The sequence below is a fragment of the Epibacterium sp. ABV4_022 genome (assembly GCF_056159345.1).
In genome coordinates, this window is record NZ_JBSWVA010000001.1 from 2756411 (window position 1) to 2781821 (window position 25411).

At 63.4% G+C, this 25411-nt stretch carries 26 protein-coding genes and 1 other RNA gene; 8 read left to right on the top strand and 19 right to left on the bottom strand.

The genetic code is table 11. The features are described from left to right. The first annotated feature begins 110 nt into the window (after positions 1-110). Positions 111-575: an META domain-containing protein gene (locus ACXAF5_RS13050; RefSeq protein WP_474946909.1), complete on the top strand. Its 465-nt coding sequence runs from the start codon at positions 111-113 to the stop codon at positions 573-575. Between the two features lie 44 nt (positions 576-619). On the opposite strand, the gene ACXAF5_RS13055 is transcribed toward ACXAF5_RS13050, so the two are convergent. From ACXAF5_RS13055 to ACXAF5_RS13065, 3 genes are all read right to left on the bottom strand, one after another. Beyond that, a complete protein-coding gene (locus ACXAF5_RS13055; protein WP_474946910.1) occupies positions 620-1090 on the bottom strand; it encodes an NADAR family protein in 471 nt (156 codons plus the stop codon). 80 nt (positions 1091-1170) lie between these two features. Beyond that, on the bottom strand, positions 1171-2844 hold the full coding sequence (locus ACXAF5_RS13060) for an FAD-binding dehydrogenase (RefSeq protein WP_474946911.1): 1674 nt from the start codon (positions 2842-2844) through the stop codon (positions 1171-1173). A gap of 298 nt (positions 2845-3142) precedes the next feature. Beyond that, positions 3143-4918 (bottom strand): SLC13 family permease, encoded by a 1776-nt coding sequence (locus ACXAF5_RS13065; protein WP_239321067.1) that lies wholly within the window; start codon positions 4916-4918, stop codon positions 3143-3145. 382 nt (positions 4919-5300) lie between these two features. Between ACXAF5_RS13065 and ACXAF5_RS13070 the strand changes: the two genes are divergently transcribed. Continuing rightward, entirely contained in the window at positions 5301-6041 is a 741-nt protein-coding gene (locus ACXAF5_RS13070; RefSeq protein ID WP_239321061.1) for a YebC/PmpR family DNA-binding transcriptional regulator, read from the top strand. Positions 6042-6295: 254 nt separating this feature from the next. Here the strand turns inward: ACXAF5_RS13070 and ACXAF5_RS13075 are convergent, their stop codons facing one another. Next, a complete protein-coding gene (locus tag ACXAF5_RS13075) occupies positions 6296-7219 on the bottom strand; it encodes a COG3904 family protein (RefSeq protein WP_474946912.1) in 924 nt (307 codons plus the stop codon). A gap of 567 nt (positions 7220-7786) precedes the next feature. Here ACXAF5_RS13075 and ACXAF5_RS13080 point away from each other — a divergent pair. Beyond that, positions 7787-8626: a 2OG-Fe(II) oxygenase gene (locus ACXAF5_RS13080; RefSeq protein WP_474946913.1), complete on the top strand. Its 840-nt coding sequence runs from the start codon at positions 7787-7789 to the stop codon at positions 8624-8626. A 15-nt stretch (positions 8627-8641) separates the two neighbouring features. Here ACXAF5_RS13080 and ACXAF5_RS13085 read toward each other — a convergent pair whose 3' ends face one another. From ACXAF5_RS13085 to mgtE, 3 genes are read right to left on the bottom strand one after another with little or no spacing between them, the layout of a single operon-like run. Further along, positions 8642-9613 carry a capsular polysaccharide export protein, LipB/KpsS family gene (locus ACXAF5_RS13085; RefSeq protein WP_474946914.1) on the bottom strand — a complete coding sequence of 324 codons (972 nt, stop codon included), beginning with the start codon at positions 9611-9613 and terminating at the stop codon, positions 8642-8644. 36 nt (positions 9614-9649) lie between these two features. Beyond that, positions 9650-10234, bottom strand: coding sequence for a 5-formyltetrahydrofolate cyclo-ligase (locus ACXAF5_RS13090; protein WP_474946915.1), 585 nt, complete (start codon positions 10232-10234; stop codon positions 9650-9652). A gap of 20 nt (positions 10235-10254) precedes the next feature. Then, entirely contained in the window at positions 10255-11643 is a 1389-nt protein-coding gene (mgtE, locus tag ACXAF5_RS13095; RefSeq protein ID WP_474946916.1) for a magnesium transporter, read from the bottom strand. A gap of 137 nt (positions 11644-11780) precedes the next feature. On the opposite strand from mgtE, the gene guaD reads away from it, so the two are divergent. After that, entirely contained in the window at positions 11781-13070 is a 1290-nt protein-coding gene (gene guaD / locus ACXAF5_RS13100) for a guanine deaminase (protein ID WP_474946917.1), read from the top strand. 127 nt (positions 13071-13197) lie between these two features. Here the strand turns inward: guaD and ACXAF5_RS13105 are convergent, their stop codons facing one another. The 3 genes from ACXAF5_RS13105 to ACXAF5_RS13115 form a co-directional block, all read right to left on the bottom strand. Then, positions 13198-14538, bottom strand: coding sequence for an 8-oxoguanine deaminase (locus ACXAF5_RS13105; protein ID WP_474946918.1), 1341 nt, complete (start codon positions 14536-14538; stop codon positions 13198-13200). A 183-nt stretch (positions 14539-14721) separates the two neighbouring features. Beyond that, a complete protein-coding gene (gene hisN, locus ACXAF5_RS13110; protein ID WP_474946919.1) occupies positions 14722-15516 on the bottom strand; it encodes a histidinol-phosphatase in 795 nt (264 codons plus the stop codon). A gap of 164 nt (positions 15517-15680) precedes the next feature. Further along, positions 15681-16052: a helix-turn-helix domain-containing protein gene (locus ACXAF5_RS13115; RefSeq protein WP_239321038.1), complete on the bottom strand. Its 372-nt coding sequence runs from the start codon at positions 16050-16052 to the stop codon at positions 15681-15683. 352 nt (positions 16053-16404) lie between these two features. Between ACXAF5_RS13115 and ACXAF5_RS13120 the strand changes: the two genes are divergently transcribed. Beyond that, on the top strand, positions 16405-17379 hold the full coding sequence (locus tag ACXAF5_RS13120) for an NADPH:quinone oxidoreductase family protein (RefSeq protein ID WP_474946920.1): 975 nt from the start codon (positions 16405-16407) through the stop codon (positions 17377-17379). On the opposite strand, the gene ACXAF5_RS13125 is transcribed toward ACXAF5_RS13120, so the two are convergent. Then, positions 17348-18265, bottom strand: a complete 918-nt coding sequence (locus tag ACXAF5_RS13125; RefSeq protein WP_239321032.1) for a LysR family transcriptional regulator — start codon at positions 18263-18265, stop codon at positions 17348-17350. The genes ACXAF5_RS13120 and ACXAF5_RS13125 overlap by 32 nt on opposite strands. A 126-nt stretch (positions 18266-18391) precedes the next feature. Between ACXAF5_RS13125 and ACXAF5_RS13130 the strand changes: the two genes are divergently transcribed. From ACXAF5_RS13130 to ACXAF5_RS13140, 3 genes are all read left to right on the top strand, one after another. Next, complete coding sequence (locus ACXAF5_RS13130; RefSeq protein ID WP_474946921.1) at positions 18392-18604, top strand: DUF1127 domain-containing protein; 213 nt, start codon at positions 18392-18394, stop codon at positions 18602-18604. A gap of 226 nt (positions 18605-18830) precedes the next feature. Continuing rightward, positions 18831-19610 (top strand): Bax inhibitor-1/YccA family protein, encoded by a 780-nt coding sequence (locus ACXAF5_RS13135; protein ID WP_239321026.1) that lies wholly within the window; start codon positions 18831-18833, stop codon positions 19608-19610. Positions 19611-19714: 104 nt separating this feature from the next. After that, on the top strand, positions 19715-20206 hold the full coding sequence (locus tag ACXAF5_RS13140) for an N-acetyltransferase family protein (protein WP_474946922.1): 492 nt from the start codon (positions 19715-19717) through the stop codon (positions 20204-20206). Positions 20207-20290: 84 nt separating this feature from the next. Here ACXAF5_RS13140 and ACXAF5_RS13145 read toward each other — a convergent pair whose 3' ends face one another. The 8 genes from ACXAF5_RS13145 to gatC all read right to left on the bottom strand — a co-directional run bounded on the left by ACXAF5_RS13145 (position 20291) and on the right by gatC (position 25322). Beyond that, positions 20291-20416, bottom strand: coding sequence for a hypothetical protein (locus ACXAF5_RS13145; protein WP_255734522.1), 126 nt, complete (start codon positions 20414-20416; stop codon positions 20291-20293). 132 nt (positions 20417-20548) lie between these two features. Then, on the bottom strand, positions 20549-21040 hold the full coding sequence (locus tag ACXAF5_RS13150; RefSeq protein WP_474946923.1) for a GNAT family N-acetyltransferase: 492 nt from the start codon (positions 21038-21040) through the stop codon (positions 20549-20551). A 145-nt stretch (positions 21041-21185) separates the two neighbouring features. Continuing rightward, positions 21186-21353 (bottom strand): 50S ribosomal protein L33, encoded by a 168-nt coding sequence (gene rpmG / locus ACXAF5_RS13155; RefSeq protein WP_010441901.1) that lies wholly within the window; start codon positions 21351-21353, stop codon positions 21186-21188. Between the two features lie 180 nt (positions 21354-21533). Then, positions 21534-21961, bottom strand: an RNA gene (gene rnpB, locus ACXAF5_RS13160) — RNase P RNA component class A. A gap of 114 nt (positions 21962-22075) precedes the next feature. Continuing rightward, positions 22076-22735, bottom strand: a complete 660-nt coding sequence (locus ACXAF5_RS13165) for an N-acetylmuramoyl-L-alanine amidase (RefSeq protein ID WP_474946924.1) — start codon at positions 22733-22735, stop codon at positions 22076-22078. A 9-nt stretch (positions 22736-22744) separates the two neighbouring features. Next, entirely contained in the window at positions 22745-23503 is a 759-nt protein-coding gene (locus ACXAF5_RS13170) for a hypothetical protein (protein WP_239321015.1), read from the bottom strand. Between the two features lie 40 nt (positions 23504-23543). Continuing rightward, on the bottom strand, positions 23544-25031 hold the full coding sequence (gene gatA / locus ACXAF5_RS13175; protein ID WP_474946925.1) for an Asp-tRNA(Asn)/Glu-tRNA(Gln) amidotransferase subunit GatA: 1488 nt from the start codon (positions 25029-25031) through the stop codon (positions 23544-23546). Positions 25032-25034: 3 nt separating this feature from the next. After that, positions 25035-25322 carry an Asp-tRNA(Asn)/Glu-tRNA(Gln) amidotransferase subunit GatC gene (gene gatC / locus ACXAF5_RS13180; protein WP_005679979.1) on the bottom strand — a complete coding sequence of 96 codons (288 nt, stop codon included), beginning with the start codon at positions 25320-25322 and terminating at the stop codon, positions 25035-25037. Positions 25323-25411 lie beyond the last annotated feature (89 nt).

The following is a 25411-nucleotide window of genomic DNA, read 5'->3' on the forward strand; positions in this document are numbered from 1 at the left end:
TGCGCGTCTTTTCGCGCATCCCGCCTGCATGTTTTGCAGGTCCCCTTGCGACGGCCCCTGCCGCTTCCCACGTTTGTCTTTCGAGACAGACACAATTGGGAATGGGACCCATGCAAACAACCCGAAGAGCCTTTATCGCCGCCGTATTGGTGGCCGCCTCCGCCATCGTGATGGGCGCGCAGACCCGTGCCACGGAACCTGCAAAACCACCGTTAGCCGAGACAGAGTGGACCCTGAGCCAGATCGAGGGCGAGCCCCCGCTGGAGGGGCGTGGCCTTGACCTGAGCTTTGACGAAAACGGCCGCTTTGGCACCAGCGCCGGATGTAACCGGTTTATGGGGGACGTCGAGATCGAGGGTGAAGAGATCACCTTCCCCGACAAGATCGCCGGCACCATGATGGCCTGCCCCGAGGGACTGGCGGAGCAGGAAGAAAAGGTGCTGTCGCTCCTTGCACAGGTGACCAGCTACCAAATGGAGCCCGACGTCCTGATCCTGCTGGACAGCGAGGGCAGCGAGCTGTTGCGCTATAGCCGCGAGGTCGAAGACGACAGCCTTGTGGAAACCAGCGGCTAAGACATGTGGTCAGGACGGGCGCACCCTGCCCCCCTGCGCTTTGGTCAGGCACTGCCGACATCTGCGTTGCCTGACAGCTCGCGTCGAACTGTCATCAGGATCTGGCCCAGCTTGTTGAGGCCGCGCCCATCCGGGCCACAGCCCCAATAGGCATCCATCGGCGCATTTTCAATCAGAGGTGCATCCCCGGTGCTCAGAAGGAGCTGCCGGGGTGCCGCGTGGGTCTGGAATTTGCACCTGACAGCGGTAAGCATGATGTCGTCCTTGACCTCTTCCCAATCCGCGCGCAGCGGTATGGCGCGTGTCATGCCAAGGGCTTTGGCCGCTTTTGGCTTATGGCTGCGGCGAATGCGTTCGCGGTGGTCGGCGTCATGAAACTTCATCGCCTGAAAGTAATGCTCCACCGTGCGCCACCATGTGCCGTCAAACGCCACACCATAGGGAGCAAAGTTTGAAAACTCCGCGTAAGGGTCTGTTTGGGCGTAAAAATAGATGGGTTCCGGGTGTAGGGACATCGGTATTGAGTATCTCATCACAGGGGCATGGCGCCAGCCAAAGATGCGCTCAATGGGCGGGCAATCATTTCTAGTACCGGTCAGGCGATCTGATCCGAGCGTCCGGCTTGCCGGCCGGAAAACAGGCAGCCGCCCAGAAATGTGCCCTCCAGCGCGTTGTAGCCGTGATAGCCGCCGCCCCCGAACCCCGCCGCTTCGCCCACCGCAAACAGGCCGGGCAGTGGCGCGCCGTCTGCGCCGATCATCTGGCTGTCCAGCGTGGTGTGCAAACCGCCCAGTGTTTTGCGGGTGAGGATACTCAGCCGCACCGCAATCAGCGGTCCGTTGGCGCGGTCCAGCAGACGGTGCGGCTTGGCCGTGCGAATGAGCCGGTCGCCGCGATAGTTGCGCGCCGCATGGATCGCCTGAATTTGACGGTCCTTGGCAAAGCCATTGTCGACCTGCGCATCCCGCACCTCGATCTGTGCTCGGATATGCGCCTCATCCAGCGCCACATCGCCAATCTCATTCATGCCCCGCACCAGATCCGAGAGGGTCTCCGCCACCACAAAATCGGCGCCGTGTTTCTTGAAGGCTTCCACCGGGGCCGGGGCCTTGCCGCCGGACAACAGCCGCGCGCGCAGCACCTCGGCCCATTTGCCGGAGGTGAGGTCCGGGTTCTGCTCGGAACCGGAGAGGGCGAATTCTTTCTGGATGATCTTCTGGCTCAGGATGAACCAGCTGTAATCCTGGCCCGTGGCCAGGATCGTCTTCAACGTGCCCAGCGTGTCAAACCCCGGCAGCGCCGGGTCGGGGAGCCGGGTGCCATGGGCATCAAACCACAGGGATGAGGGGCCGGGCAGGATGCGAATGCCATGGTTGGGCCAAATCGGGTCCCAGTTCCTCAGCCCCTCGCAGTAGTGCCACATGCGATCACCATTGATGATATGGCCCCCTGCGGATTGCGCCACCTTCAGCATGCGCCCGTCCACATGTGCAGGCACGCCGGAGACCATGCGGCTGGGCGCGGGGCCAAGACGCTCGGTGGGCCAGTTGGCGCGCACCATCTCCAGATTGCCGCCGATGCCACCCGAGGCCACAATGAGCGAGGGGGCATAGACCTCAAACTCGCCCACCTCCTGCCGGTTCGTTTGCGCACCGATGGGGCTGGTGTCCTCGGCCAGCACCTCGCCCGAAACGCCTTTGATCTGGCCGCCCTGCTGGATGATGTGGCTGACCTGATGGCGAAAGCGCACATCTATGCGACCAGCGGTCATATGCGCCTCGACGCGTCGGGCAAAGGGGGCCACGACGCCCGGCCCGGTGCCCCATGTGATGTGAAAACGCGGTACCGAGTTGCCATGCCCCTCGGCGCGACCATCGCCGCGCTCGGCCCAGCCCACCACGGGAAACCAGCGCAGGCCGAGACCATGCAGCCACGGGCGCATGTCGCTGGCGGCGAACTCCAGATAGGCCTTGGCCCATTGCCGGGGGTTATCGTCCTCGGGGCGGTCGAACTGCGCGCTGCCCGCCCAATCCCGCCGCGCCAGATCGAGGCTGTCGCGAATGCCCATGCGGCGCTGCTCGGGCGTGTCAATCATGAAGAGCCCGCCAAGGCTCCAATGCGCCTGACCACCGAGGAAATGGGCAGGCTCCTGCTCCAGAAGGATCACCCGCTTGCCCCGGTCTGCCAGCTCATTTGCGGCCACCAGCCCCGCCAGCCCGGCTCCGATCACGATGACATCGGCGCTGTTGTCTCGATGCGCGGCGGCCATGGCGCTCCTCCTCGATTGGCAATGCCCTTGGGTCTGAGCCTAGGCGCAAGGGGCCGCGCCGTGCAATCCCTGCGTGTAGAGCTGCCGTGAGGGCACGCCAGTCCGGGCGCAGTGAGAGAATGCGGACAAGCGGGGTTTTGCGCGGCGGTGGCTTGAGGTGTTGCGCCGCACCTTCGTGCGTCGCGGGGGGGCGGGGGCCGCGCCAAAGGCGCGGCCCCCGCCGGGCCCAACGCTTTTGGAGGTGGCTTTGCCGCATCCATAAAGGGGCGGGAGCTCCCCCTCCCTCGTTTGGTTTTGATCAGAGCGGCCAGAAGAACAGGATTGCTGGGATCGACACGGCGATCACGAGGATCTCCAGCGGCAGCCCCATGCGCCAATAATCGCCAAACCGGTACCCCCCCGGACCCAGCACCAGCGTGTTGTTCTTATGCCCGATGGGGGTCAGAAACGCCGCCGAGGCCGCCACGGCCACGGCCATCAGAAACGGATCGGGCGAGACATCCAGCGCATTGGCCATGGAAATCCCCACCGGGGCCGCGACAATTGCCGTGGCCGTATTGTTGAGCACATCCGACAGCGTCATCGTCACCACCATCAGCACCGTCAGGATCGCCCACGCGGGCATTCCCGCCGTCAGATCCACCAGCCCATTGGCCAAGAGTTCGGTGCCGCCGGATTTCTCCAGCGCCTGTCCCAGCGGGATCATCGACCCCAAGAGCACCACCACCGGCCATTCTACGTGGTCATAAATCTCTGCCACCGGCAGGATTTTCAACAACACATAGCCGATCGCCACCAGCCCCAGTGCAATCGGCAAATAGAGGAAGCCCACCGAGGCCGCCAGAACCGCCGCCGCAAAGAGACCAATGGCCCACCATGTCTTGTCATTTGCCGTCACCGAAAGGCCACGCGCCGCGAGCGGCAGACAGCCCAGCCAGTCTGCCACCTCTGCGCCGCGATCACGTGGGCACAGGATCAGCAGAATGTCACCCGCCGCCACTTCGGTCTGACGCAGGTGCTTTTTCAGCCGCTCACCCTGCCGGGCGATCCCCAACAGAACCGCGCTTTGCCGCCACGCCAGCCCCACGGCCTGGGCACTGCGGCCAGCAATGCGGGAATGTTCCGGCACCACCACCTCAATCAACTCCAGCCCATCGCCTGCGGCCTTGAGCTTTTCCTCGCGCGCCGCATCGGAGAAATCGAGTTTCAGGGTGGTGCGGAACTCATCCAGCGCCTCGGGCGTGGCCTCCAGCACAATGGTATCGCCCGCCTGCAACAGCGCGCCCGAGGCGCGACCATAGCGGCGCTGGCCGCTTCGGATCAGTCCAAGAATGGCCACATCGGCCTTCTCGGCCTCGGTGTCCAGACTGCCGAGCCGCTGGCCGATCAGCTCGGACTCTTCGGGCACGGTGAGTTCGGCCACATAGGGGGCGAGCTGGCTCTCGGTTGCGCCTGCCGCCCCAGAGCGGTCCGGAATCAGCCGCCAGCCCACCAGCGCCACAAAGGCCAGACCCGCCGCCGCCGCTGCAAGGCCAACGGGAGCAAAGTCAAACATCTTGAACGGCTCACCCAATGTATCATGGCGGATCGTGGCGATGATGATGTTGGGCGGCGTGCCGATCAGCGTGGCCATACCGCCAAGGATGGTGGCAAAGGACAAGGGCATCAGGCTTTGCCCCGGCGCGCGTCCCGCTTTGCGCGCGGTCTGAATATCCACCGGCATCAGCAGCGCCAGCGCCGCCACATTATTCATAAACGCCGACAGCACCGCGCCCACGCTGCCCATCAGGGCAATATGCGCCCCAAGCGCCCGGCTCTGGTCCACCAGCGTGCGGGTGATCAGATGCACCGCACCGGATTTCACCAGCCCCGCCGAGACCACAAGCACCAGTGCCACCACCAATGTGGCCGGATGACCAAAGCCGGCAAAGGCGTCCTTGCTCTCCACCAGCCCCAGCACCACCGCCACCATCAACGCGGCAAATGCAACCAGATCATAGCGAAACCTGCCCCAGAGCAGGAGGCCAAAAACGGCGGCGAAAAGGCTGAAAAGCAGGGTCTGGTCCAATGTCATGCAGCCACTCTAGCTGCTGGCGTGGCGCTGACAAGGCGTTGAAAAGAAATCCGCATCAATCGGCCCATGCCTGTCAATGCCACCGCGCGCAAGTCGCAGATTGAGCCTCTGGGTTTCTATCTGTTGCCGGATAAAACCCCTCGGCTCTGCGTGATCGCCGGATGAGTATTGCATCGCAATGGCTCCTCTGCCTGCCTGACCAGATCAGCAGAAAATCCGCTAAAGACCAAGGCTTGGCGCAACAGACCCTGCCTTCTGAGCAATGCATCGCCCGTCAGCCCCATGCGCTCTCAGGGCCTCCCCTAAAAGCCCTGCCTTGAAAGCCTGTGCGCTCCGGGGCTATATGAGCGCCAGTTTCTGAAATCAAAACACAGGATGCACCATGGCAGGCCATTCCAAATGGGCAAACATCCAGCACCGTAAAGGTCGCCAGGATGCTGCGCGGTCCAAGCTCTTCTCCAAACTTTCCAAAGAAATCACCGTCGCCGCCAAGATGGGCGACCCGGACCCCGAGAAAAACCCGCGCCTGCGTCTTGCTGTCAAGGAAGCCAAGTCGAACTCGGTGCCCAAGGACGTGATCGACCGCGCCATCAAGAAGGCCACCGGGGGCGATGCGGAGAACTATGACGAGATCCGCTATGAGGGCTACGGCCCCAACGGTGTTGCGGTGATCGTCGAAACCATGACCGACAACAAGAACCGCACCGCCTCCACCGTGCGTTCGACGTTCTCCAAAAACGGCGGCAACCTTGGCGAGACAGGCTCCGTGGGGTTCATGTTCGAGCGCAAGGGCGAGGTCACCTACCCGGCTGAGGTGGGCGATGCCGACACCGTCATGATGGCCGCGATTGAGGCCGGTGCCGAAGATGTCGAAAGCTCCGAGGACGGTCATGTGATCTACTGCGCCGACACGGACCTGAACGAGGTCTCCACCGCGCTGGAGGGGGAGCTGGGCGAATCCGAGAGCACCAAGCTGATCTGGAAGCCGACCACCACCACCGAGCTGGACCTGGAAGGCATGCAGAAGCTGATGAAACTGGTCGACGCGCTTGAAGATGACGATGACGTGCAACGCGTCACCACCAACTTTGAGGCCTCCGACGAGGTGATGGCGCAGCTCTGAGCCAGAGCGGTCTTAGGCTTGTAACGACGGCTCCGACCGATGAGGTCGGAGCCGTTTTGCATTCGGACATCGGCCTGCGGGAGCGGGGAGCCTGATTTGCAAGCGCGGCATGAGGTGTTGCGCTGCGCCCTGCGCATCGCGCGGGGGCGGCGGCCGCGCCTTTGGCGCGGCCGCCGCCGGGCCCAACGCTTTCGGGGGTGGCTCCGCCACACCTGCAAAGGGGCGGGAGCCCCCCGCTCCGCGGTCGACCGTCTCTATGGGCGCAACACCCCCGCCGCCCGCAAGTCCGCCGGGTCAGGATACCACATCCGGTCCGGCGGCATGTCAAAGATCCGCGCTGCAAACTCCGGCCGCATGCCCTGTGCGATGAAATAGGCGCGATCCTTGTCCTGGGCGCCAAGGATGTCGTACCAGGGCAGATGCACGGCTTCGCCCAGACCATAGCCGTGAAACCCCAATCGCGCGCCCGCCGACAGGTCTCGTCTGACCCCCGCCATAAAAAGTAGGGTGCAGGCCGAGCTGCACTCCCCCACCGCCCGGGTCGTCAGCCCTGCCTCGGCAATCACCTGTGCGGCCCCGCGCGCCTCGTAGACGTGTCCCCCCGGACTGCTCAGGCGGATCTCACGCACATTCGGGGCCTGGGCCAGCGTCTGCGTCAGGCGCGCCTTGAGGCCAAAGGTAATTTCGCCCTCGAAGATGACGGTGCGACCATCCCGGTCCAGCGTGAGCAGGTACAGCGCCTCGCGGGCGCGGCGCATCTTCTCGTCGTAGCGCTCTTCTGCAGGCGGACGGTGGGCGATCAATATCATGTCCCACCACAGCGTCGCGCTCGCCAGCAGCGCCAGCAGGCAGATCAGATAGCCGGCCCAGCTTGCGGCCATGGCACCGGTATCGCGGATATGCGCCTCCGCCGCGCCATGGTAACGCGCGATCTGCAACAGCAACAGGGCGGCATCGCCGGTGACCAGCAGGTAGGCAAGCCAGCCGGGCAGAAGCAGCGTCTGGTTCATCCACCAGATCGCCACCAGCACCGCCCCCCGCGGCAGCACCAGCCGCCAGATGCTCTCAGCGAAGGAACCGCGTGGGGGAAGCGCAAACACCGACATGCAGCCGCCCTCAGACAAGCGCAGGGGCGCATCGCGGCTGCGCCGACCCAGACCGCAGGAACAGCGCCCCATGCGGCACGGGCCCGACACGCCCGGTCGGGTCCGGCTCTGCGGTCGGCAGGTGATCCGCCCGGCGTCGGGGGAATGGACCAGCACCTGCCCTCACGATCTGCATGTCTCTCCCTCCTGCGGGATCTGCGGTGGCGCTGCGTGAAGCGATCACACGCCCCGGCCGGAGGCACCACCAGCGCCTCGCGCGCCCTGCCCCGTGATCGCAACATCGGGCACGGGTTCCGGTCAGGCTAGCACAGCCGCAAGCCCCGCGCATAGGCCGCACAAGTGCCACCCAGAGTCGCCCAGTGCCACTCGGGGCCACCCGGATCAGCGGCGACGACCGGACCATTTGCGTGGAGCGCAAGAAAGAGTGACACGGGCCGGATTGTCGCCGCTCCGGAAACACCAAACCTGTCTATTTCGGCTATTTCGCCCAACAACGCCGATGCCCCCTGCACAAATCACCTAAGTTTAATAAAATGTCATTCAGCTCGTCCTGCGGCGCATGTTGCCTGTCAACAGCCTGCCCCATGCCCCACGCAGGTCTCGCCCAGTCCTGTCGCCGTTATTTTCGAGAGAGTTACCATGACCACACCCGTTCTGAACCTCGACCCCGACACATTGCTGATGTCCAGCAAGGACGCCCGTGCGGCGGCCACGGCGCTGGCGCCGCAATATCAGTCGCGCGCGCCCTTCCACTACGGCGGCTATGACAATTTCCTGAACCCGGAGATCCTGGAGCGCGTGCGCGAGGAGCTGAAGCAGCTGCCCGAGGCGGAGAACAGCTATGACCGCCCGCAGGAGAGGCTGAAGACCTCCTATGTGCCGGAACGCCTGCCGATGTACACCCGGCAGCTGTTCTATGCGCTGAACTCGCGCCCGGTGCTGGCCTTCGTCGAGGAACTGACCGGCATCAAGGGTCTGATCCCCGACCCCTATTTCGCCGGCGGCGGCGTGCATGTGGTGGCCAATGGCGGCCATCTCGACATCCATGCGGATTTCAACCACCACGCCGGTCTGAACCTGGAGCGCCGGGTCAATATGCTGATCTACCTCAACAAGGACTGGCGCGAGGAATACGGTGGCTCCTTTGAGGTCTGGGACGAGAATATGTCCGGCAAACTTGCCAGTTACGTGCCGGAGTTCAACCGGATGTGCATGTTCTCCACCTCCTCCGAGAGCTGGCATGGCAACCCCGAGCCGGTGAATCACCCAGATGGCGAGCCGCGCATGTCGATCGCGCTTTATTACTACACCGCCACCTGGGACAGCACCCGCAAGAGCCACACCACGCTGTTCAAACCGCGCCCCGGCTCAAAAGACCAGCGTGACCGTCAGGTGGCCCGCCGCGAGCTGCTGCAAGACCTGCTGCCGCCCGCGCTCCACCGCAAATTGGCCTGGCGGCTGGAAAAGCTGGGGTTCTGAGCGGCGGCGGGGGTTTCAGCCGCGCAGGCGCTCTTTAGAGAAACCCGCGCGTGCAAAAACCTCCCAGATCTGCGCATCCAGCGTGCCACTGTTGAGCGATAGGCAGTTCTTGAGGAAATACCACGCGAGATACTGTGCGTAGCCCTCCACGCGCTCGGCCTCGCGGGCGCGGGCCTCTGCGAAACTGAGGTGGGGCGACACGGTGCTGACAAAGTGGTGAAAGTCGCTCTGTCCAAACAGGATCGCGGGTTTGCAGTGCAAAAACCCCTCCAGCGCCACTGTCGAATTGATTGAGATGCTATGGGTACTTACGCGCAGCAAATCATGCACATTGGCGCGGGTGACAACTAGACGGTGATCCCGAGCCGCCAAGCGCTCTAACCGCGCGACATCCTGCGCAGAATTGGCCAGAGGATGTGGTTTCACCAGAACGGGACAGTCGCCAACTTCATCGAGTACCTGTTGCAGCATCTGCCAGTCACTGAGTTGGCTTGCACCGGATTTCATGGGAAAGTTCCCTTGAAAAAAGACTGCAACCCCGCCTTTTGGCAGGTCTTCAATTTCGTCGGGTTGATCGTATTTGGAGCGCCTTTTGCCCCTGTAGCGGGCCTGCATATTGGCAAAAAACACCTCGGCACGACGCTTTGGCATTTCCTCTGGCGTATAGTCTTTCGCACCGACGCTGCTGAAGGCCTTCACCCCATTGGGATCGAGGTGCCAGAAGTTCCAGAAATACGCGACACCAGCGTTAAGCACGTTCGGCGCACGTAGCGAACGGTCGTCGATAATATGCAAGCGGTCATCGTCGAACCGAGCATCTGAAACGGCGCGGGTGCCCACGCGGATGTCTGCGTCGCGCTGGCGCACTGTCAGGGCGATCCCCTCGCTCTGAAGAAGGGGCGCAAGATGCCGGTAAAGCGCGAGATGCCAGCCACGCAAGTCAGCCCCGAGGTCGTTTTGCTTGAGGTGCAATACCACACCGGACATGGCCTGATCCTTATTCCCGCGCGATGGTGCGCCGGTTCAGCGTTTGAAATCCAGCACCCGGCTTTCGGTCACGATCATGTCGAGCGGCTGGTCGGTGGGCTCCAGCGGCAGGCCTTCGGCTTCTTGCGCATCAAAGGCAAAGCCGATCGCCAGCGTGGCGCGGCGGCTGCGCAAACGTTCCAGCGTGCGGTCGTAAAAACCGCCGCCATAGCCCAGACGGTTGCCCGCCGCATCAAAGGCCACCAGCGGCACGATCAGGATTTCGGGATCGAAATAATCGTCCACTTCCGGGACTTTGGCGCCAAAAGGTCCATCGCGCAGCGCGCCCTCTGGTTGCCAGCGGCTGAACTCCAGCGGCAGGCCCGCGCCCTGAATGACCGGCACGCCCACGGGGCCATGGGCTGCGGCCTCGGCCATGACGGCCACCGGGTCGATCTCGGTGCGGATCGCCATATATCCCGCCAGCGGCACGCCGCGATAGCCCGCAAGCACCTCGGCCAGATGGCCCGCCGCGCCGGGGCGCTGCGCCTCAAACGCGCCCTTGCGACGCACAAAAGCCGCCTTGCGCGCCGCGGCCTTGAACGCCGCCAACTCCTCCGCGTCGTGATCCGTCTCGCTCATGTCCTGCTCCTGCCGACCTGTTACAGCAGTATCGCACCCGCAAGGCCCAGGAAGGCGAAAAAGCCCACAACATCCGTCACCGTGGTCACAAATGCGCCCGAGGCCAGCGCCGGGTCGACACCGATGCGGTCGAGAATAACCGGGATCACCGTGCCCGCGAGCCCCGCGACGACAAGGTTGATCACCATTGCGGCAGCGATCACCACGCCAAGCATCGGCGTGCCGAACCAGACCACCCCGATGATGCCCATCACCAGTGCAAAGATGGCGCCATTGATCAGCCCCACCAGCACCTCGCGCCGGATCACCCGCCAGACGTTTGATCCGGTCAGGTCGCGGGTCGCCAGCGCGCGCACGGCCACCGTCAGCGATTGCGTCCCCGCATTGCCACCCATGGAGGCCACGATGGGCATGAGCACCGCCAGCGCCACAAACTGCGCGATCGTTGCCTCGAATTGCGCGATCACCAGTGAGGCAAAGATCGCGGTGACCAGATTGACCGCAAGCCAGGGAAAGCGCTGTTTGGTGGTCTCGGACACATTGTCCGAGAGGCTGCCCTCGCCGACACCGGCCAGACGCAGGATGTCTTCTTCGTGTTCCTCGTCCAGCACCGCCATCGCATCATCGATGGTGATGGCGCCGACAAGCCGCCCGTCCTCGTCCACCACCGGCGCGGAGATCAGGTGATACTGGTTGAAGGCATAGGCCACGTCTTCTTCGTCCTGCGCCGCCGGGATGACCTGAAAGGTCTCCTCCAGGATCTCGATCAGGGGTTTGGTGCGGCGCGAACTCATCAGCCGGCCCAGGGTCACCTGCCCGACAGGATGCATGCGCGGGTCCACGATGACCACGTGATAGAACTGCTCGGGCAGCTCTTCTGCCTCGCGCATATGGTCGATGGCCTGCCCCACGGTCCAGTGTTCGGGCGCGGTCACCACCTCGCGCTGCATCAGGCGGCCTGCGGAGTTTTCCGGATAGGCCAGCGATTGTTCGATCGCCACCCGGTCGCTGTCTTCGAGCGCGCCGAGGATGGCCACCTGCTGCGGCTCTTCCAGGTCTTCGAGCAGGTCGACCACATCGTCACTGTCGAGGTCGCGCACCGCGTCGGCGAGAACCTGCGGGTTCAGGGCGGAAATGACCTCCTCGCGGATGGATTCATCCAGTTCCGACAGGATGTCGCCGTCGAACTCCTTGTCGTAGAGCCGGATCAGCCGGCCCCGGTCAAAGGCGTTGATCTGTTCCAGAAGGTCGGCGATGTCGGCCGGGTGCAGCGGCTCCATCAGCTCGACCAGCGCCTCCCGGTCATCCCGATCCAGGGCAAAGAGGATCTGCGCGACCCGCTTGCGATCCAGCTCGTAGGCGTCTTCGCCCGTGACCTCTGCTTCGGGGGTGTTCTCGCCAGTCGTCATCCGCAGCCCTCCGGTTTTTCCGACTTCCTGTCTAAAGGATGCCCGCGGGGGAAAACAACGGTGCGTCAGCAATTTACCCCTGCGCCACTGCGGCCTATCCTGTGTCTGCGTGATTTGACAACAGGTGTGATGCGGCGATGGAACAAGATCTGATAGTGCTGGGCCGGGTGCTCTCTTTTTCGGCGTCGCCCTTTGATGCGGCCGGGCCGGAGGCGGCGATCGACCAATACGAGGCGATCGGCCTGCGCGGCGGCAAGATCGTGGCGCTCGGCACCAAGGCGGCATTGGTCAAGGCACTGCCGGAGGCGCAGATCATCGACCATGGCGACAAGCTGATCGTGCCGGGGTTTGTCGACGCCCATGTGCATTATCCGCAGACCGCGATCATCGCCAGCTGGGGCAAGCGGCTGATCGACTGGCTCAATACCTACACCTTCCCCGAGGAAATGCGGTTTGGCGATGCGGGGTATGCGGCAGAGATCGCGGCGCGCTATCTGGATCTGACCACCGCCTGCGGCACCACGACGGTGGCGAGCTACTGCACCATCCATCCCGAAAGCGTCGAAGCGCTGTTTCAGGCCGCGCAGGCGCGCGGGCAACGCGTGGTTGCAGGCAAGACCTGCATGGACCGCAACGCCCCCGAGGGTCTGCGCGATACGCCGCAGAGCGCCTATGACGACAGCGCCGCGCTGATCCAGCGCTGGCACGGTGTCGACCGGATCACCTACGCCATCACGCCGCGGTTTTCGCCCACCTCAACGCCGGAACAGCTCGACGCACTCGGCGCGCTTTGGGCCGCGCACCCCACCTGCCTGATGCAAACGCATCTGAGCGAGCAACTTGACGAGATTGAATGGGTGCGCAGCCTGTACCCCGAGGCGCGCGACTATCTCGACACTTACGAACAATTTGGCCTTCTGGGCGAAGGCGCTCTCTTTGGCCACGCCATCCATCTGGAACCGCGCGAACGCGACCGGCTGCGCGAGACCCGCGCAAGCCTCATTCATTGCCCCACCTCCAATACTTTCATCGGCTCCGGCCTTTTTGACATGCAGGGGCTGATACAGGACGGGCAACGCATTGGCCTCGCGACCGACACCGGTGGTGGGTCGAGCTTTTCAATGCTGCGCACCATGGCCGCCGCCTATGAGGTCGCTCAACTGCGCGGCACGCCTTTGCATGCGGCGCAACTGCTGTGGCTGGCGACCCAGGGCTCTGCCACAGCGCTCGGACTTCAGGACAAGGTGGGCAATCTCGCGGTGGGTATGGAGGCCGATCTGGTGGTGCTCGATCTTGCCTCAACCCCAGCCATTGCCCAGCGCGCCAACCGTGCGAATGACCTCTGGGAAGCGCTGTTCCCCACGCTGATGATGGGCGATGATCGCGCCATATCCGAGGTCCGCATCAATGGCCGCAAGGCCCACTGAAGGCCCCGCTGAAACCCCAATGAAATAACAAAGGGCGGCGCCACGGCGCCACCCCAAGCTCTTCTAACTCAAAATATCCCGGAGCGCGAGGCAGCGCCTCGCATCCTCCAACCTTCAAACCAAACGCTCAGGCCCCGTTGGCCAGAGCTTGCGTCATCTCGCCATGCCGACGGATCACCGCCGAGAGGTCCAGCGTGGTCATACGGCCCCAAGCCACCACCTGACGCCCCTCTACAAAGAGATCGCGCACCTGTCGCGGCCCCGCCAGAACCAATGCCGCCGGATCCCAGCTGCCACTGGATGCAAGGCCAGAGACATCCCAGACCGCCAGATCCGCGCGTTTGCCGACTGCAATACGCCCGCAATCGGGCCGACCCAACACATCCGCACCGCCCCGGGTGGCAATCTCCAGTGCCTCATAGGCGGACATGGCATCCGCGCCATTGGCGACCCGTTGCAGCAACATCGCCTGTCGCGCCTCGTCCCAAAGGTTGGCAATATCGTTGCTGGCAGAGCCATCGACCCCCAGCCCCACCTTGACGCCCGCATCCCGCATCTGGCGCACCGGCGCGATGCCGCTGCCAAGGCGGCAGTTGGAACAGGGACAATGAGCCACGCCGGTGCGGGTTTTGGCAAAGAGATCAATCTCCTGCCCGTCCAGTTTCACGCAATGCGCGTGCCAGACATCATCGCCGGTCCAGCCCAGTTCCTCGGCGTATTGACCGGGGCGGCAGCCAAATTTGGCCTCGCTATAGGCGATGTCCTCGTCATTTTCCGCCAGATGGGTGTGCAGCATCACGCCCTTGTCGCGCGCCAGCACCGCCGCGTCGCGCATCAGTTCCCGGCTGACCGAGAATGGCGAACAGGGCGCCAGCCCCACCCGGCACATGGAGCCTTCGCCGGGATCGTGGAACGCATCCACCACCCGGATCATGTCCTCAAGGATGTCGGCTTCGCGCTCCACAAGGGCATCGGGCGGCAGGCCGCCGTCGCTTTCGCCAATGCTCATTGCGCCCCGGGTGGGATGAAACCGCAGCCCCACCTCGGCGGCGGCATGGATGGTGTCGTCCAGCCGTCCACCGTTGGGAAAGAGATAGAGATGATCCGAGGTCAGGCTGCATCCCGACAGCGCCAGCTCTGCCAGACCAAGCTGGGTGGAGATCTGCAAATGCTCCGGCCCCATGCGCGACCAGATCGGATAGAGGGTCTGCAACCACCCAAACAGCAGCGCATCCTGCCCGCCCGGCACGGCGCGGGTGAGGTTCTGATAGAGGTGGTGATGAGTGTTGACGAGCCCCGGCGTCACCACGGTGCCACTGGCGTCCACGGTTGCCTCTGCGCCTTGCAGGTCGTGCCCGATCTCGGCGATCACGCCGTCCCGCACCCGGATGTCGGCGGATTTCAACACCCGCCGGTCATCATCCATGGTCAGCAGGGTTTCGGCGTTCTTGAGTAGAAAATCAGTCATGGCTTCACGCTCCAAAATCTGCCCGTTTCATAAGGTGGAGGTGAAGAGACGCCGACGGAATACGGGCAAAGGACTCGGCGCGGGTCCATTGCTAGCCCAGCGCCCGCATCCGGGGCAAGCCGGACAATCGGAAAAACTGTTTCTCCGCTTGCCATCAAGTGCCCGGGGCGGGCTCGGCTGTGATCAAGCCTCCCGCAGCTGTGCCAGTGCGGCCGCGTGAATCTCCGGGTTTGCGGCGGCAAGCGCGCGGCCGCCGTCATGGGCCGGGCCGCCCTCCCAATTGGTGACGATGCCGCCTGCGGCCTCGATCACGGCAATGGGGGCCTGGATGTCATAGGCGTTCAATCCGGCCTCGATCACCAGATCCACCGTCCCCGCCGCCAGCAGCGCATAGGCGTAGCAATCCATCCCGTAGCGAGTCAGTTTGGCGTGGCGCGCGACACGCTCAAACCCGGCGCGATCCGCAGCGGTGCCGACCTCCGGAAAGGTGGTGAACAGGATTGCCTCATCCAGGGTCTCTGTCCTGCGGGTCGCCAGCGGCCGCGTGCCATGGGGGCCGATCACCTGCGCATGCCCCCGGCAGCCCTCGAACCGCTCACCAATATAGGGCTGATCAATGACGCCCAGCAATGGACCGTTTGCATCCGACAGCGCAATCAGCACCCCCCAAGTGGGCGTGCCGCTGATGAAACCGCGCGTGCCGTCGATCGGGTCGAGCACCCAAGTCCGCCCGCTGCTTCCTGCGGTAGGCGCAAATTCCTCGCCCAGAATACTGTCTTCGGGGCGCAGCTCCGCCAGCACGGCGCGCATCGCCTCTTCGGCGGCGCGATCCGCCACCGTCACCGGATCAAAGCCCGCCGCGAGCTTGTTATCCGCCGTGGTCGCCGTATTGCGGAAATGCGGCAGGATCACCGCGCGTGCCGCATCGGCGAGGCGGCGCGCAACGTCCAGATCGGACAAGGTCTCGGAAGTGGTCATGAAAACGGGCTCCGGTCATTGCAGGGCTGGTCCCCGTCGCGTGCCATGGCACGTCAGGGCAATCAAGCCCAAAGCCGACGTCAACGCATCGCCCTGCACATCCCACATGACAAAAGGCCGCCCGGAGAGCGGCCTTTCTGATTACATCGACGTCAGCTTGGCTCTCAGGCGACGTCACTCAGCACGCGGGCCAGTTCGAACAGGCGACGGCGCTGGTTCTCCGGGATGGCGTAGTAGGACCGCACCAGATCGAGTGCCTCCTTGTCGCCCATCAGATCCGCGGGCACACGCGCCTTTTCGGCCACGGCCTTGTCCTCGTCCTGCAACCCTTCGAAGAAAAAGCTGACATTCACGTCGAGCGCATCGGAAATATCCCACAGCCGCGAAGCACTGACGCGGTTTGCACCGGTTTCGTACTTCTGGATCTGCTGAAACTTGATGCCAACCTTTTCCGCCAATTGCTGTTGCGTCATTCCGATCAACCAGCGGCGATGACGAATGCGTTTCCCCACATGTGTATCGACGGGATGTGCCATTTTGTTATTCTCCCAGTTACGGCATTCCAGAAGCCTGCCACGTTACATTACGACCATTTCCGGAACCACGTACCGATGGCGCATCAATTCGTCATCGGAGTTCATTTGTTTCGGGTCAGAAGTTCAGTATTGTGGAAAGTGTACGCCCTTCTTGGTTGAATTCAAGTAAAGCAGCACGCGCGCAACGGGCTCGCCCCTCAAACATATGATTTAATGCATCAAAAATTAGCGCGAAATACGGTAAGACGACGGCGAATGGCGTCTCCCCATAAATGGTGAGCCGTTTTTTGCCGGTTTACGAAGCAGCGTTTTGACCGAATCAATCAAGAGCGAATCAGTAAGGAAAAGAGGCATGCTATCCTTTCGTATAGGAAAACACGAGACCCCCGGCCAGCTGCAACAGGTCGAAATACCGGATCCTGAACAGGGGGAAATTCAGATTGAAATTCACGCCTGCGCCCTGAACTTTGCTGATCTCCTGATGACCGAGGGACGCTATCAGGACACGCCGCCGCTGCCCTTTACGCCGGGGCTGGAATGCGCCGGAATCATTACAAAACTCGGATCTGATATTTCGAATTTCGAAATCGGGGATCGCGTGGCCGTGTTTTGTGGCCAGGACGGGCTGGCCGAATACGGGGTCTTTGACGCGGCCCGGGCGGTTCACCTTCCGGATGCGGTCAGCTTTGACGATGCGGCCGCATCGCTGATCGCCTACGGCACCAGCCTGCTGGCGCTTCAGCACCAGGCGCGTCTGAAGGCCGGGGAAACCCTGCTGGTTACCGGGGCGGCTGGCGGCGTGGGGCTGACCGCGGTCGAGATCGGCAAGCGCCTTGGCGCGACCGTGATTGCTCAGGCCCGGGGCGCGGACAAACTGGCGGTGGCCAAGGCTGCCGGCGCAGATCACCTGATCGATGCCGCAGACGACCTGCGGCAACGGGTCAAGGACCTGGGCGGGGCCGATGTGGTCTATGACGCGGTGGGCGGCGACACCTGGACGGCGGCGTTTCGGGCCACCAATCCGGGCGGGCGTCTGATTCCGATCGGGTTTGCCGGCGGCGAGGTGCCACAGATCCCGGCCAATCATCTGCTGGTCAAGAACCTGACCGTGATCGGCTTCTACCTCGGCGGACTGGTGAAGCTACGCCCCGAGATGGGACAGGACACGTTCAGCACGCTGATGACCTGGCTGGCGGAGGGGCAGATCACCCCGCACATCAGCCATCGGCTGCCGTTGAGCGAAACCGCGCGGGGGCTGGAGTTGATCCGAACCCGCGCGGCCACCGGCAAGGTGGTCATACAACCCCGAGCTGCGCACCCGGGCTGACCATATCGGTGCCAACGGCGCGCAGGCCCGGCTGCGACAGGCCGGAGAACCCCTGACGGATCAGACCGGCGAGGTGCTCGACATATTGGGCGCGCGCCCGGTCTGATCCATAGAGATTGATGTGCTGGACCGGCAATGTGGGCAGGCTGCCGCCGTGATCGATCACCTGCTGGTGCGCGGGCTGGGTGCCCTCCAGCAGCACGCCCACCGCCAGATCGGCGCTGACGGTCGCCTCGACCGTGCGGTCGGACTCGCTGTCCACCGCCATTTCCCACGGGATGCCCGCATCATCGAGCGCCGCCGTCGCGAGGCTGCGGAAGATACAATTGCGGCAGAAACCGATGCGCAGCGGTCGTTGACGCCAGGTCTGGCCGCTCAATGCCCCGATCCAGCGCAACGGCATCTGGTGGATGGTCTCCCCCCCCGCGCCCGCAGAACTCTCGGTGGTGACAATCAGGTCAAACCGCCCCTGATCGAAGTCCATCTTCAGATCGCGCGTGTTGGAGGTGCAGAGATTCACCTTCACCCGCGGGAACTGCACATTGAAGCGCTGCATCACCATCGGGATCACCGGATGCACCACATCGTGCGGCACCCCCAGCGTCACCTCCCCCTCAAAGGCCTGATCGGTCAGGCGGGTGATGATCTCGTCATTGAGGCTCAGCATCTTGCGCGCAAACCCCAAGAGCTGTTCGCCGGCCGCGGTCAGGCCGATATTGCGCCCCGTGCGATCCAGCAGCTCCACGCCCAGCATCTCTTCGAGACGTTTGAGCTGCATCGACACTGCCGATTGCGTCAGATGCAGGAAAGATGCCGCGCGCGTGACACCGCCGGTGTCGGCGACCGCTACGAACGAGCGCAGCGTGGTGACGTCCAGATTTCTCATTATCACACTCCTTGATGGACACCTTCAAAATCATTCGTTTTAAGAATGGCACATTCTTCCCATATAGATCAATACCAGTGATGCAACAACGACAACTCATCACAAAACAATCTATGGAGATCCGTCATGGCAAATAGTCTGTCCCAATACACCTGCCTGCCCCAGCGCCGGGCGTCCGTATTCTCAAGGCTGGGCGCGGCCCTGGCCCTGCGCCGGCAACGTCACAACCTGGCGCAACTCAGCGATGCGCAGCTCAAGGACATCGGCATTGATCGCGCGCAGGCCGATGCCGAAGCCCGGCGCAGCATGTGGGATGCCCCGGAACACTGGATGCGCTGAGCCCACCCACATGACCCGATACACACGTACAACAGCCGCCGGAACCGGCCCAACCGACACCCCCTGACCGGTTCCGGCAAAAAATCTATAATTGTGGCTTCGCTTTTGCCCTGATCCTGCCCGGAAACCCTTGAACCGGCGGGCACAAATGCCAATATTCAGGGCAACAGGCAGATCCGCGTCGCGGGTGTGCTCTGAGGGAGAATCTAGACGGAGACCATGATACATGGCACAGTTTGACAGCATTCGATCTGCTGCCGGTGCGCGCAGCGCCGAGATCGACGCCGGGCTTCGCGCCCACATGAACAAGGTCTACGGCACCATGTCCGTGGGCACACTCATCACATTCCTCGCCGCCTGGGCGATCGCGGGCCTCTCGGTCACCTCCGATCCGTCCGCGGCCGTCGCGCAGCTGAGCAGCGACACCTACCTGACCAACTTCGGCTACGCGATCTATGGTTCGCCGCTGAGGTGGGTGATCATGTTCGCCCCGCTGGCCTTTGTCTTCTTCGGCTTTGGCGCTGCGGTAAAGCGCCTCTCCGCCGCGGGCGTGCAGCTGGTGTTCTACGCATTTGCCGCTCTGATGGGCCTGTCGATCTCTTCGATCTTCGTGGTGTTCACCGGCGAGAGCATCGCGCAGGTGTTCCTGATCACCTCCATCGCCTTTGCGGGTCTGTCGCTGGTGGGCTACACCACCAAGAAAGACCTGTCCGGCATGGGATCGTTCCTGATCATGGGCGTGATCGGCCTGATCGTGGCCTCGGTGGTGAACATCTTCCTGGCCTCCTCTGCGATGGCCTTTGCGATTTCGGTACTGGGCGTGCTGATCTTTGCCGGTCTGACCGCCTATGACACCCAGCGCATCAAGAACGACTACCTGGAGATGGTCCACGCCGGTGACCAGGACTGGCTGGCGAAGTCGGCGATCATGGGCGCGTTGAGCCTCTATCTGGACTTCATCAACATGTTCATGTTCTTGCTCCAGCTGCTTGGGAACCGCGAATAACCGCACACTCCCAACTGACAGACAGCCGGGGCGGATCAGATCGATCCGCCCCTTTTCTTTTTCAGATCCGTGATTTGATTTCGACACGACCCAAGGATTGACCGATGAAGATTGAACCCATTGGCCCCGACCGGGCCGCATCTCTGGTGCCCCTGTTGCAGGATCTGCACGCGCTGCATGTCGCGCATCAGCCTGAACGATACACCGCCCAGCCCGACACCGACAATCTGTGCAGCTGGCTTGAGGACTGGCTGGCACAGCCCAACGTCCACGCCCTTACGGCCGTCAGCCCGCAGGACGCCATCATGGGCTATCTGATCTATGAAGTGGAGGATCGTCCCGCCCTGCCCGTGCGCCCGGCAGAGCGGCGCGCAATGGTGCACCACATCACGGTCGCACCGGCCTTGCGCCGGATCGGTGTTGGCAAGGCGTTGATGACGCGCATGAAGCAGGACGCTCTTGAGAAAGGGGCCGATGTGATCGGTGTCACCTATGCGCCCTTCAACGCGGCCTCAGCGGCATTGATGCGCCATTTTGGGCTAGCGCCGGTGATCACCATGGCCGAGTGGCGGGCGGAGCCCCACACCCGCGGCTGAGCCGGGTGGGCCTGCAGCTCCGAAGGTCGCCCCTAGTCACCCTGGCAACGCCGGGGGCGCCTCCCCCCTTGGACGAGCAGGATCTCAGAGCGGCGCGACCGTGATCCGGGCCGGAGCCTCCAGATACATCACCGTATCCCGCTCTCCCGTGACCGCCGCCGCAGCAGGCAACAACACCACCAGTAGCGATAATCCAAACAGCTTGCGCATGACACTTACCCCTAAACGTCTCTCACACCACAGCCCCGGTTTGATGTTGAAATATGGCAAGACTGTGCACTGCAGGGGACCGCGTGACGCCATTCCCGGCGGATTTTAGAAAACTCAACGGGATCGCCAGCATCAGTCAGACAGCGTCTGATGCATCACCACCACCGGAAAACCGAGCCCCGGCGCCAACTCCAGCTCGGTGCGGCCCTGTTCCACGAACCCAAGAGCCCGGTAGAATGGCACCGCCGGCAGGGTCGCATGACAGACCATATCCCGGACCGCAGCCGTGCGGGCAGAGGCAAGCGCGTGCTCCAGTACCGCCCGCCCCACGCCGCGACGCACGCTGTCATGGGCTGTCGCCACGTGACGGATATGGCCCTGACTTGCCCGGGACGGATCCGCAGTCCACCCACCGGCGCCCAGGACACGGTCATCACGTTTGCAAATCGCCAGAAAATACGTCCCGCTTTGTAACAGTTCCGGCTTGGCCCGGATCAGCTTGGGCAGCGCAGCCGCCAGCACCGGCGACGGATAAGCCCCCTGCAGGAGCCTGGGGTAACTGTCCGCCAACAGGCGCTCCACCGCGGCGTGATCATCCGGTGTGGCCGCTCTGATCCGAAACATGGCATGCCCCTTTTCTGCGGAGGCGCGAAACCATTGGCCGATGGTCCGCGTGGCGGCCAGATAGCTGACCCCTTCAAAGCAAAAGGGCCGCTGCAGATGCGCGACCCTTTTCAAATCAAGAGATCCTGATGGGACCCCGAAAGGCTTACTTGATTTTGCCTTCTTTGTACTCGACGTGCTTGCGCGCGACCGGGTCGTATTTACGAATGGTCATTTTCTCGGTCATGGTGCGCGCGTTTTTCTTGGTCACGTAGAAGTGGCCCGTGCCCGCGGTCGAGTTCAGGCGGATTTTGATGGTCGTCGGCTTCGCCATTGTGCTTCTCCTGCGTCCGAAAAGGCAGGGGGCCTCTCGGGTCTAATTCCTATATGAGCGTGCGCTTTTACCTTCGTGGCGGCGAGTGTCAATAGGATTCGCCCGGCTAAATTGCAGCTCTCGCTAAAATCGCGCCTCCGGGGGGACTTGCGATGATCCCGCCTGTGCGACGAGGGTGTTTTGCGCAGAGAGCCTGTAAGCCGGATCTTGTTCCCCCTGCCCCGAAAGGCAGGGTTTGATGACCATTCTTCTGGGACGCCCGTTGCCGGACGCCTCTAGCTGCCAACCCGGCCTCTCTCGGGTGAAACATCCCTAGCGGCGGTCTCGGTTGCCCGACCCGGCCCGCGCGGAGGCCCTATTTGGCATTGCTCCCGGTGGGGCTTGCCGTGCCACCCCTGTTGCCAGCGGCGCGGTGGGCTCTTACCCCACCGTTTCATCCTTACCCCGTCGCATCCTTTGGCGAACCTCCAGAGCGGCGAGGCGGTCTCATTTCTGTGGCGCTTTCCGTCAGGTTGCCCTGCCCGGGCGTTACCCGGCACCGTTGTTTCAGGGAGTCCGGACTTTCCTCGCGGGGGCGTGTGCCCCAACGCGGCCATCCGGCTCTCTGCGCGCGGCCTGCCTACGCCTGCGGGGGCGTTGCGTCAAGGTGGCACGGGTCTGAGGGGCGTTGCCCCTCTGCGCGGATGCGCATTCACCCCAGGATATTTGTGAGAAGGTGAAAATCAGTCCAGAAGCGGGATGAGGTCGTCGCGGCACAGCGCCCCCTCCCCCCAGGGCCGATAGCGCAGACGCACGGCCTCCAGAAGCGTGGCATCGTCAACCTCGGCGGTGAACCCGCAGGCCTGAGCTGCCTCGCGCAAGGTTTGCGGTGTGGCGGCGGTGGCGGCATGTGACCGGCTGGCCGGCCGCGCAAATCCGAGGGTCGCAAGCCGCTGCCAGTCGAAGCGCGGCCCCGGATCCCATTTGCGCCCAGGCGCAAGGTCTGAATGGCCAATCACCCCTTCGGGCGCAATCTCCCAGCGCGTCATGATCTGCGGCAGCAGCGCCTCCAGCGTCCGCATTTGCGGTTCGGAAAACGGATGATCGCCGCGATTGTCCAGTTCAACCCCGATCGAGCGCGAATTGATGTCCTGCTGGCCATCCCATTCGCCTGCGCCCGCGTGCCAGGCGCGCTGGTCTTCCGCGACCAGTTGCCAAAGTCTGCCATCGCCGCCGATCAGGTAATGAGCCGAGACCTCATATGCGGGATCACATAGCCGCGTGAGTGCTGCATCGGCGCTCTGCATGGCAGTGTAATGCAGCACGATCAGATGCGGCCGCAGACCATCGCGCCGGGGCCCGAAATTCGGGCTCGGATGCCAGATTGGGGCCAGCGTAGTCATGTCGGGGGATCAGTTGCCCTGTGCACGCACAGCCGCGCGGAAGGGCGCCGGATCCCAACCGCAGGCGTAGCCATCCCCATCCGGGTCCAGCGCCTTGCGGTCGCGTTTTGGCCCGCCCATCTCCAGGAAAGCTGCCTGTGCGAGGTCGGCAGACGCATATTGCGCGCAATTGCGCTGCGAACGCGCCTGCATGTTGATGCCGGTGCGACTGTAGATCCGCTGACCGCGCGGGTTCGAGGTGGACAATGCGTAGCGCACGATATTTGGCGACAGATCGCGCGGACGCTCTGGCACCGCGGTGGGGGCCACCACCTCGTATTGGGCGCGCTGGCGGGCGATGCGCTCCGCATCGCTTTCGATGGTTTGCCGGGCCGCCACCGCCTCGAAACTGTTCTCGTCCGAAATCCCGGGATTGCCGACAAGCGACGGCGCCGGATTGGAGGGGCTCGCGTCCAGCGGAGCCTGGCCGGAGTTCTGCCCCGCAGCGGAAATTGCGGCCGCCGCCTCGCGGGCGATATCATCATTGGACGCCGCCGCGCCCGATGGGCGCGGCTGTTGCCAATTGGCGTTATTGGCTGATGTTTCGTCAGACAGGCGTGCCGGTGGCACCAGCGGATCACCATTCAGCGTGCGCCCCGCCTCCACTTCGGGCGGCGCGTTAAAGGGGCTGGTCTCATCCCCGACCCCGGCGGCGCTGTCGGGTACCTGCGGGCTACAGGCCGCGAGTGCAATCGCACTCACCGCCGCTAGGGTTGCCAGTACTCGCATGGGTGTCACCTGTCTGCTCTGTCTGTCGTTGCCGCCTGTCTTACCACCACTGCGCGGGCTTGGCCACAAAGCCGGCGGATTGCTCCAGCGCATAGGCGGTATTCAGAAGATCCCCTTCTTCCCACGGCCGTCCGATCAGTTGCAGCCCCAGCGGCAGGCCCTGGGTGTCGACACCGGTTGGCACCGAAATCCCCGGCAGCCCGGCAAGGTTCACGGTGACGGTGAAGACGTCGTTCAGGTACATCTTGACCGGATCTTCGTCATTCATCTCGCCAAGGCCAAAGGCTGCAGAGGGCGTCGCCGGGGTCAGGATCGCATCCACACCTGCGGCAAAGGCATCCTCGAAGTCCTTCTTGATCAGGGTGCGGACCTTGCGGGCACGGTTGTAATAGGCGTCATAGAACCCCGCCGACAGCACATAGGTGCCGACCATCACGCGGCGCTGCACCTCGTGGCCAAAGCCTTCGGCGCGGGTTTTCTCGTACATCTCGGTGATGCCGTCCCCCTGCGCCAGCGAGGCCCGGTGGCCGTAGCGCACACCGTCGTAACGCGCGAGGTTCGAAGAGGCCTCAGCCGGGGCAATCACGTAATAGGCGGGCAGCGCGTATTTTGTGTGCGGCAGCGAGATGTCTACGATCTCGGCGCCCGCAGCCTTGAGCATCGCCGCGCCCTCATCCCAGAGCTTGGCAATCTCGGCGGGCATGCCGTCCATGCGGTATTCGCGCGGGATGCCGATTTTCTTGCCTTTGATGTCGCCGGTCAGCATCGCCTCAAAATTGGGGACCGCGAGGTCCGCAGAGGTCGAATCCTTGGCGTCATGGCCGCACATGGCCTCCAGCATGATGGCCGCGTCGCGCACGTTCTTGGTCATCGGCCCGGCCTGATCCAGCGAGGAGGCAAAGGCCACGATGCCCCAGCGCGAGCAGCGCCCGTAGGTGGGTTTGATGCCGACAGTGCCGGTGAAGGCCGCAGGCTGGCGGATAGAGCCGCCCGTATCGGTGCCGGTTGCCGCAAGGCACAGGTCTGCCGCCACAGCCGCCGCCGAGCCACCCGAAGACCCACCGGGCGTCAGCGGGGTCTCTTCCGCGCCGCGCCGCCATGGGCTGATGGCATTGCCATAGGCGGAGGTCTCGTTCGAGGAGCCCATGGCAAATTCGTCCATGTTGAGCTTGCCGAGCATCACCGCGCCTGCGTCCTGCAGCTTCTGCGAGACGGTGGATTCATATTCGGGCTTGAAGCCTTTGAGGATGTTCGACGCCGCCTGACTGTCGACACCTTTGGTGCAGAACAGATCCTTCATGCCGATGGGCAGGCCACACATGGCGGGGGCATCGCCCTCGGCAAGACGCGCGTCCGCCGCCTTGGCACGTTCCAGCGCGATCTCGGGGGTTTTATGCACAAACGCGTTGAGCGCATCAGCCCCGTCGATGGCGTTGAGGCAGGCCTCGGTCAGCTCGACAGAGGTGGTGTCACCCTTGCGCAGCAGATCGCGGGCCTCTGCAAGGCCCAGTTTGTTCAGGTCAGACATGTCTTACTCCACAACCTTGGGCACAGCAAAGAAGCCTTCGCGGGCATCGGGGGCATTGGCCAGCACCTTGTCCTGCTGGTTGCCGTCGGTGACCACATCCTCGCGGCGCTTGAGGCGCTGCGGGGTGACGGAGGTCATCGGCTCGACGCCCTCGACATCCACTTCGTTCAGTTGCTCGATGAACCCGAGGATCGTGTTGAACTCCTCTGCCAGCGCAGGCAGAGCGTCCTCTTCGACCTTGATCCGGGCCAGTTTGGCCACTTTCGCGGCTGTGCTTTGGTCAATCGACATCAATAACCCTCATCTCGTCTTGTCCACGCGTTTACCGCTCGCGCCTGCGCGCCGCAAGCCTGCCTCGGGAATTCTCCGCCCGCGCGGTT

Excerpts from the sequence above, each read along its gene's own strand:
- ACXAF5_RS13125 (WP_239321032.1), bottom strand. The coding sequence starts at position 18,265 with ATGAGAAATCTGGACGTCACCACGCTGCGCTCGTTCGTAGCGGTCGCC.
- ACXAF5_RS13090 (WP_474946915.1), bottom strand. The coding sequence starts at position 10,234 with ATGAGCGAGACGGATCACGACGCGGAGGAGTTGGCGGCGTTCAAGGCC.
- ACXAF5_RS13060 (WP_474946911.1), bottom strand. The coding sequence starts at position 2,844 with ATGGCCGCCGCGCATCGAGACAACAGCGCCGATGTCATCGTGATCGGA.
- ACXAF5_RS13070 (WP_239321061.1), top strand. The coding sequence starts at position 5,301 with ATGGCAGGCCATTCCAAATGGGCAAACATCCAGCACCGTAAAGGTCGC.
- ACXAF5_RS13085 (WP_474946914.1), bottom strand. The coding sequence starts at position 9,613 with ATGTCCGGTGTGGTATTGCACCTCAAGCAAAACGACCTCGGGGCTGAC.
- mgtE (WP_474946916.1), bottom strand. The coding sequence starts at position 11,643 with ATGACGACTGGCGAGAACACCCCCGAAGCAGAGGTCACGGGCGAAGAC.
- ACXAF5_RS13145 (WP_255734522.1), bottom strand. The coding sequence starts at position 20,416 with ATGCGCAAGCTGTTTGGATTATCGCTACTGGTGGTGTTGTTGCCTGCT.
- rpmG (WP_010441901.1), bottom strand. The coding sequence starts at position 21,353 with ATGGCGAAGCCGACGACCATCAAAATCCGCCTGAACTCGACCGCGGGC.
- ACXAF5_RS13115 (WP_239321038.1), bottom strand. The coding sequence starts at position 16,052 with ATGGCACATCCCGTCGATACACATGTGGGGAAACGCATTCGTCATCGC.
- ACXAF5_RS13170 (WP_239321015.1), bottom strand. The coding sequence starts at position 23,503 with ATGCGAGTACTGGCAACCCTAGCGGCGGTGAGTGCGATTGCACTCGCG.
- ACXAF5_RS13130 (WP_474946921.1), top strand. The coding sequence starts at position 18,392 with ATGGCAAATAGTCTGTCCCAATACACCTGCCTGCCCCAGCGCCGGGCG.
- ACXAF5_RS13140 (WP_474946922.1), top strand. The coding sequence starts at position 19,715 with ATGAAGATTGAACCCATTGGCCCCGACCGGGCCGCATCTCTGGTGCCC.
- gatC (WP_005679979.1), bottom strand. The coding sequence starts at position 25,322 with ATGTCGATTGACCAAAGCACAGCCGCGAAAGTGGCCAAACTGGCCCGG.
- ACXAF5_RS13120 (WP_474946920.1), top strand. The coding sequence starts at position 16,405 with ATGCTATCCTTTCGTATAGGAAAACACGAGACCCCCGGCCAGCTGCAA.
- guaD (WP_474946917.1), top strand. The coding sequence starts at position 11,781 with ATGGAACAAGATCTGATAGTGCTGGGCCGGGTGCTCTCTTTTTCGGCG.
- hisN (WP_474946919.1), bottom strand. The coding sequence starts at position 15,516 with ATGACCACTTCCGAGACCTTGTCCGATCTGGACGTTGCGCGCCGCCTC.
- ACXAF5_RS13055 (WP_474946910.1), bottom strand. The coding sequence starts at position 1,090 with ATGTCCCTACACCCGGAACCCATCTATTTTTACGCCCAAACAGACCCT.
- ACXAF5_RS13080 (WP_474946913.1), top strand. The coding sequence starts at position 7,787 with ATGACCACACCCGTTCTGAACCTCGACCCCGACACATTGCTGATGTCC.
- ACXAF5_RS13165 (WP_474946924.1), bottom strand. The coding sequence starts at position 22,735 with ATGACTACGCTGGCCCCAATCTGGCATCCGAGCCCGAATTTCGGGCCC.
- ACXAF5_RS13065 (WP_239321067.1), bottom strand. The coding sequence starts at position 4,918 with ATGACATTGGACCAGACCCTGCTTTTCAGCCTTTTCGCCGCCGTTTTT.
- gatA (WP_474946925.1), bottom strand. The coding sequence starts at position 25,031 with ATGTCTGACCTGAACAAACTGGGCCTTGCAGAGGCCCGCGATCTGCTG.
- ACXAF5_RS13105 (WP_474946918.1), bottom strand. The coding sequence starts at position 14,538 with ATGACTGATTTTCTACTCAAGAACGCCGAAACCCTGCTGACCATGGAT.
- ACXAF5_RS13050 (WP_474946909.1), top strand. The coding sequence starts at position 111 with ATGCAAACAACCCGAAGAGCCTTTATCGCCGCCGTATTGGTGGCCGCC.
- ACXAF5_RS13135 (WP_239321026.1), top strand. The coding sequence starts at position 18,831 with ATGGCACAGTTTGACAGCATTCGATCTGCTGCCGGTGCGCGCAGCGCC.
- ACXAF5_RS13150 (WP_474946923.1), bottom strand. The coding sequence starts at position 21,040 with ATGTTTCGGATCAGAGCGGCCACACCGGATGATCACGCCGCGGTGGAG.
- ACXAF5_RS13075 (WP_474946912.1), bottom strand. The coding sequence starts at position 7,219 with ATGGGGCGCTGTTCCTGCGGTCTGGGTCGGCGCAGCCGCGATGCGCCC.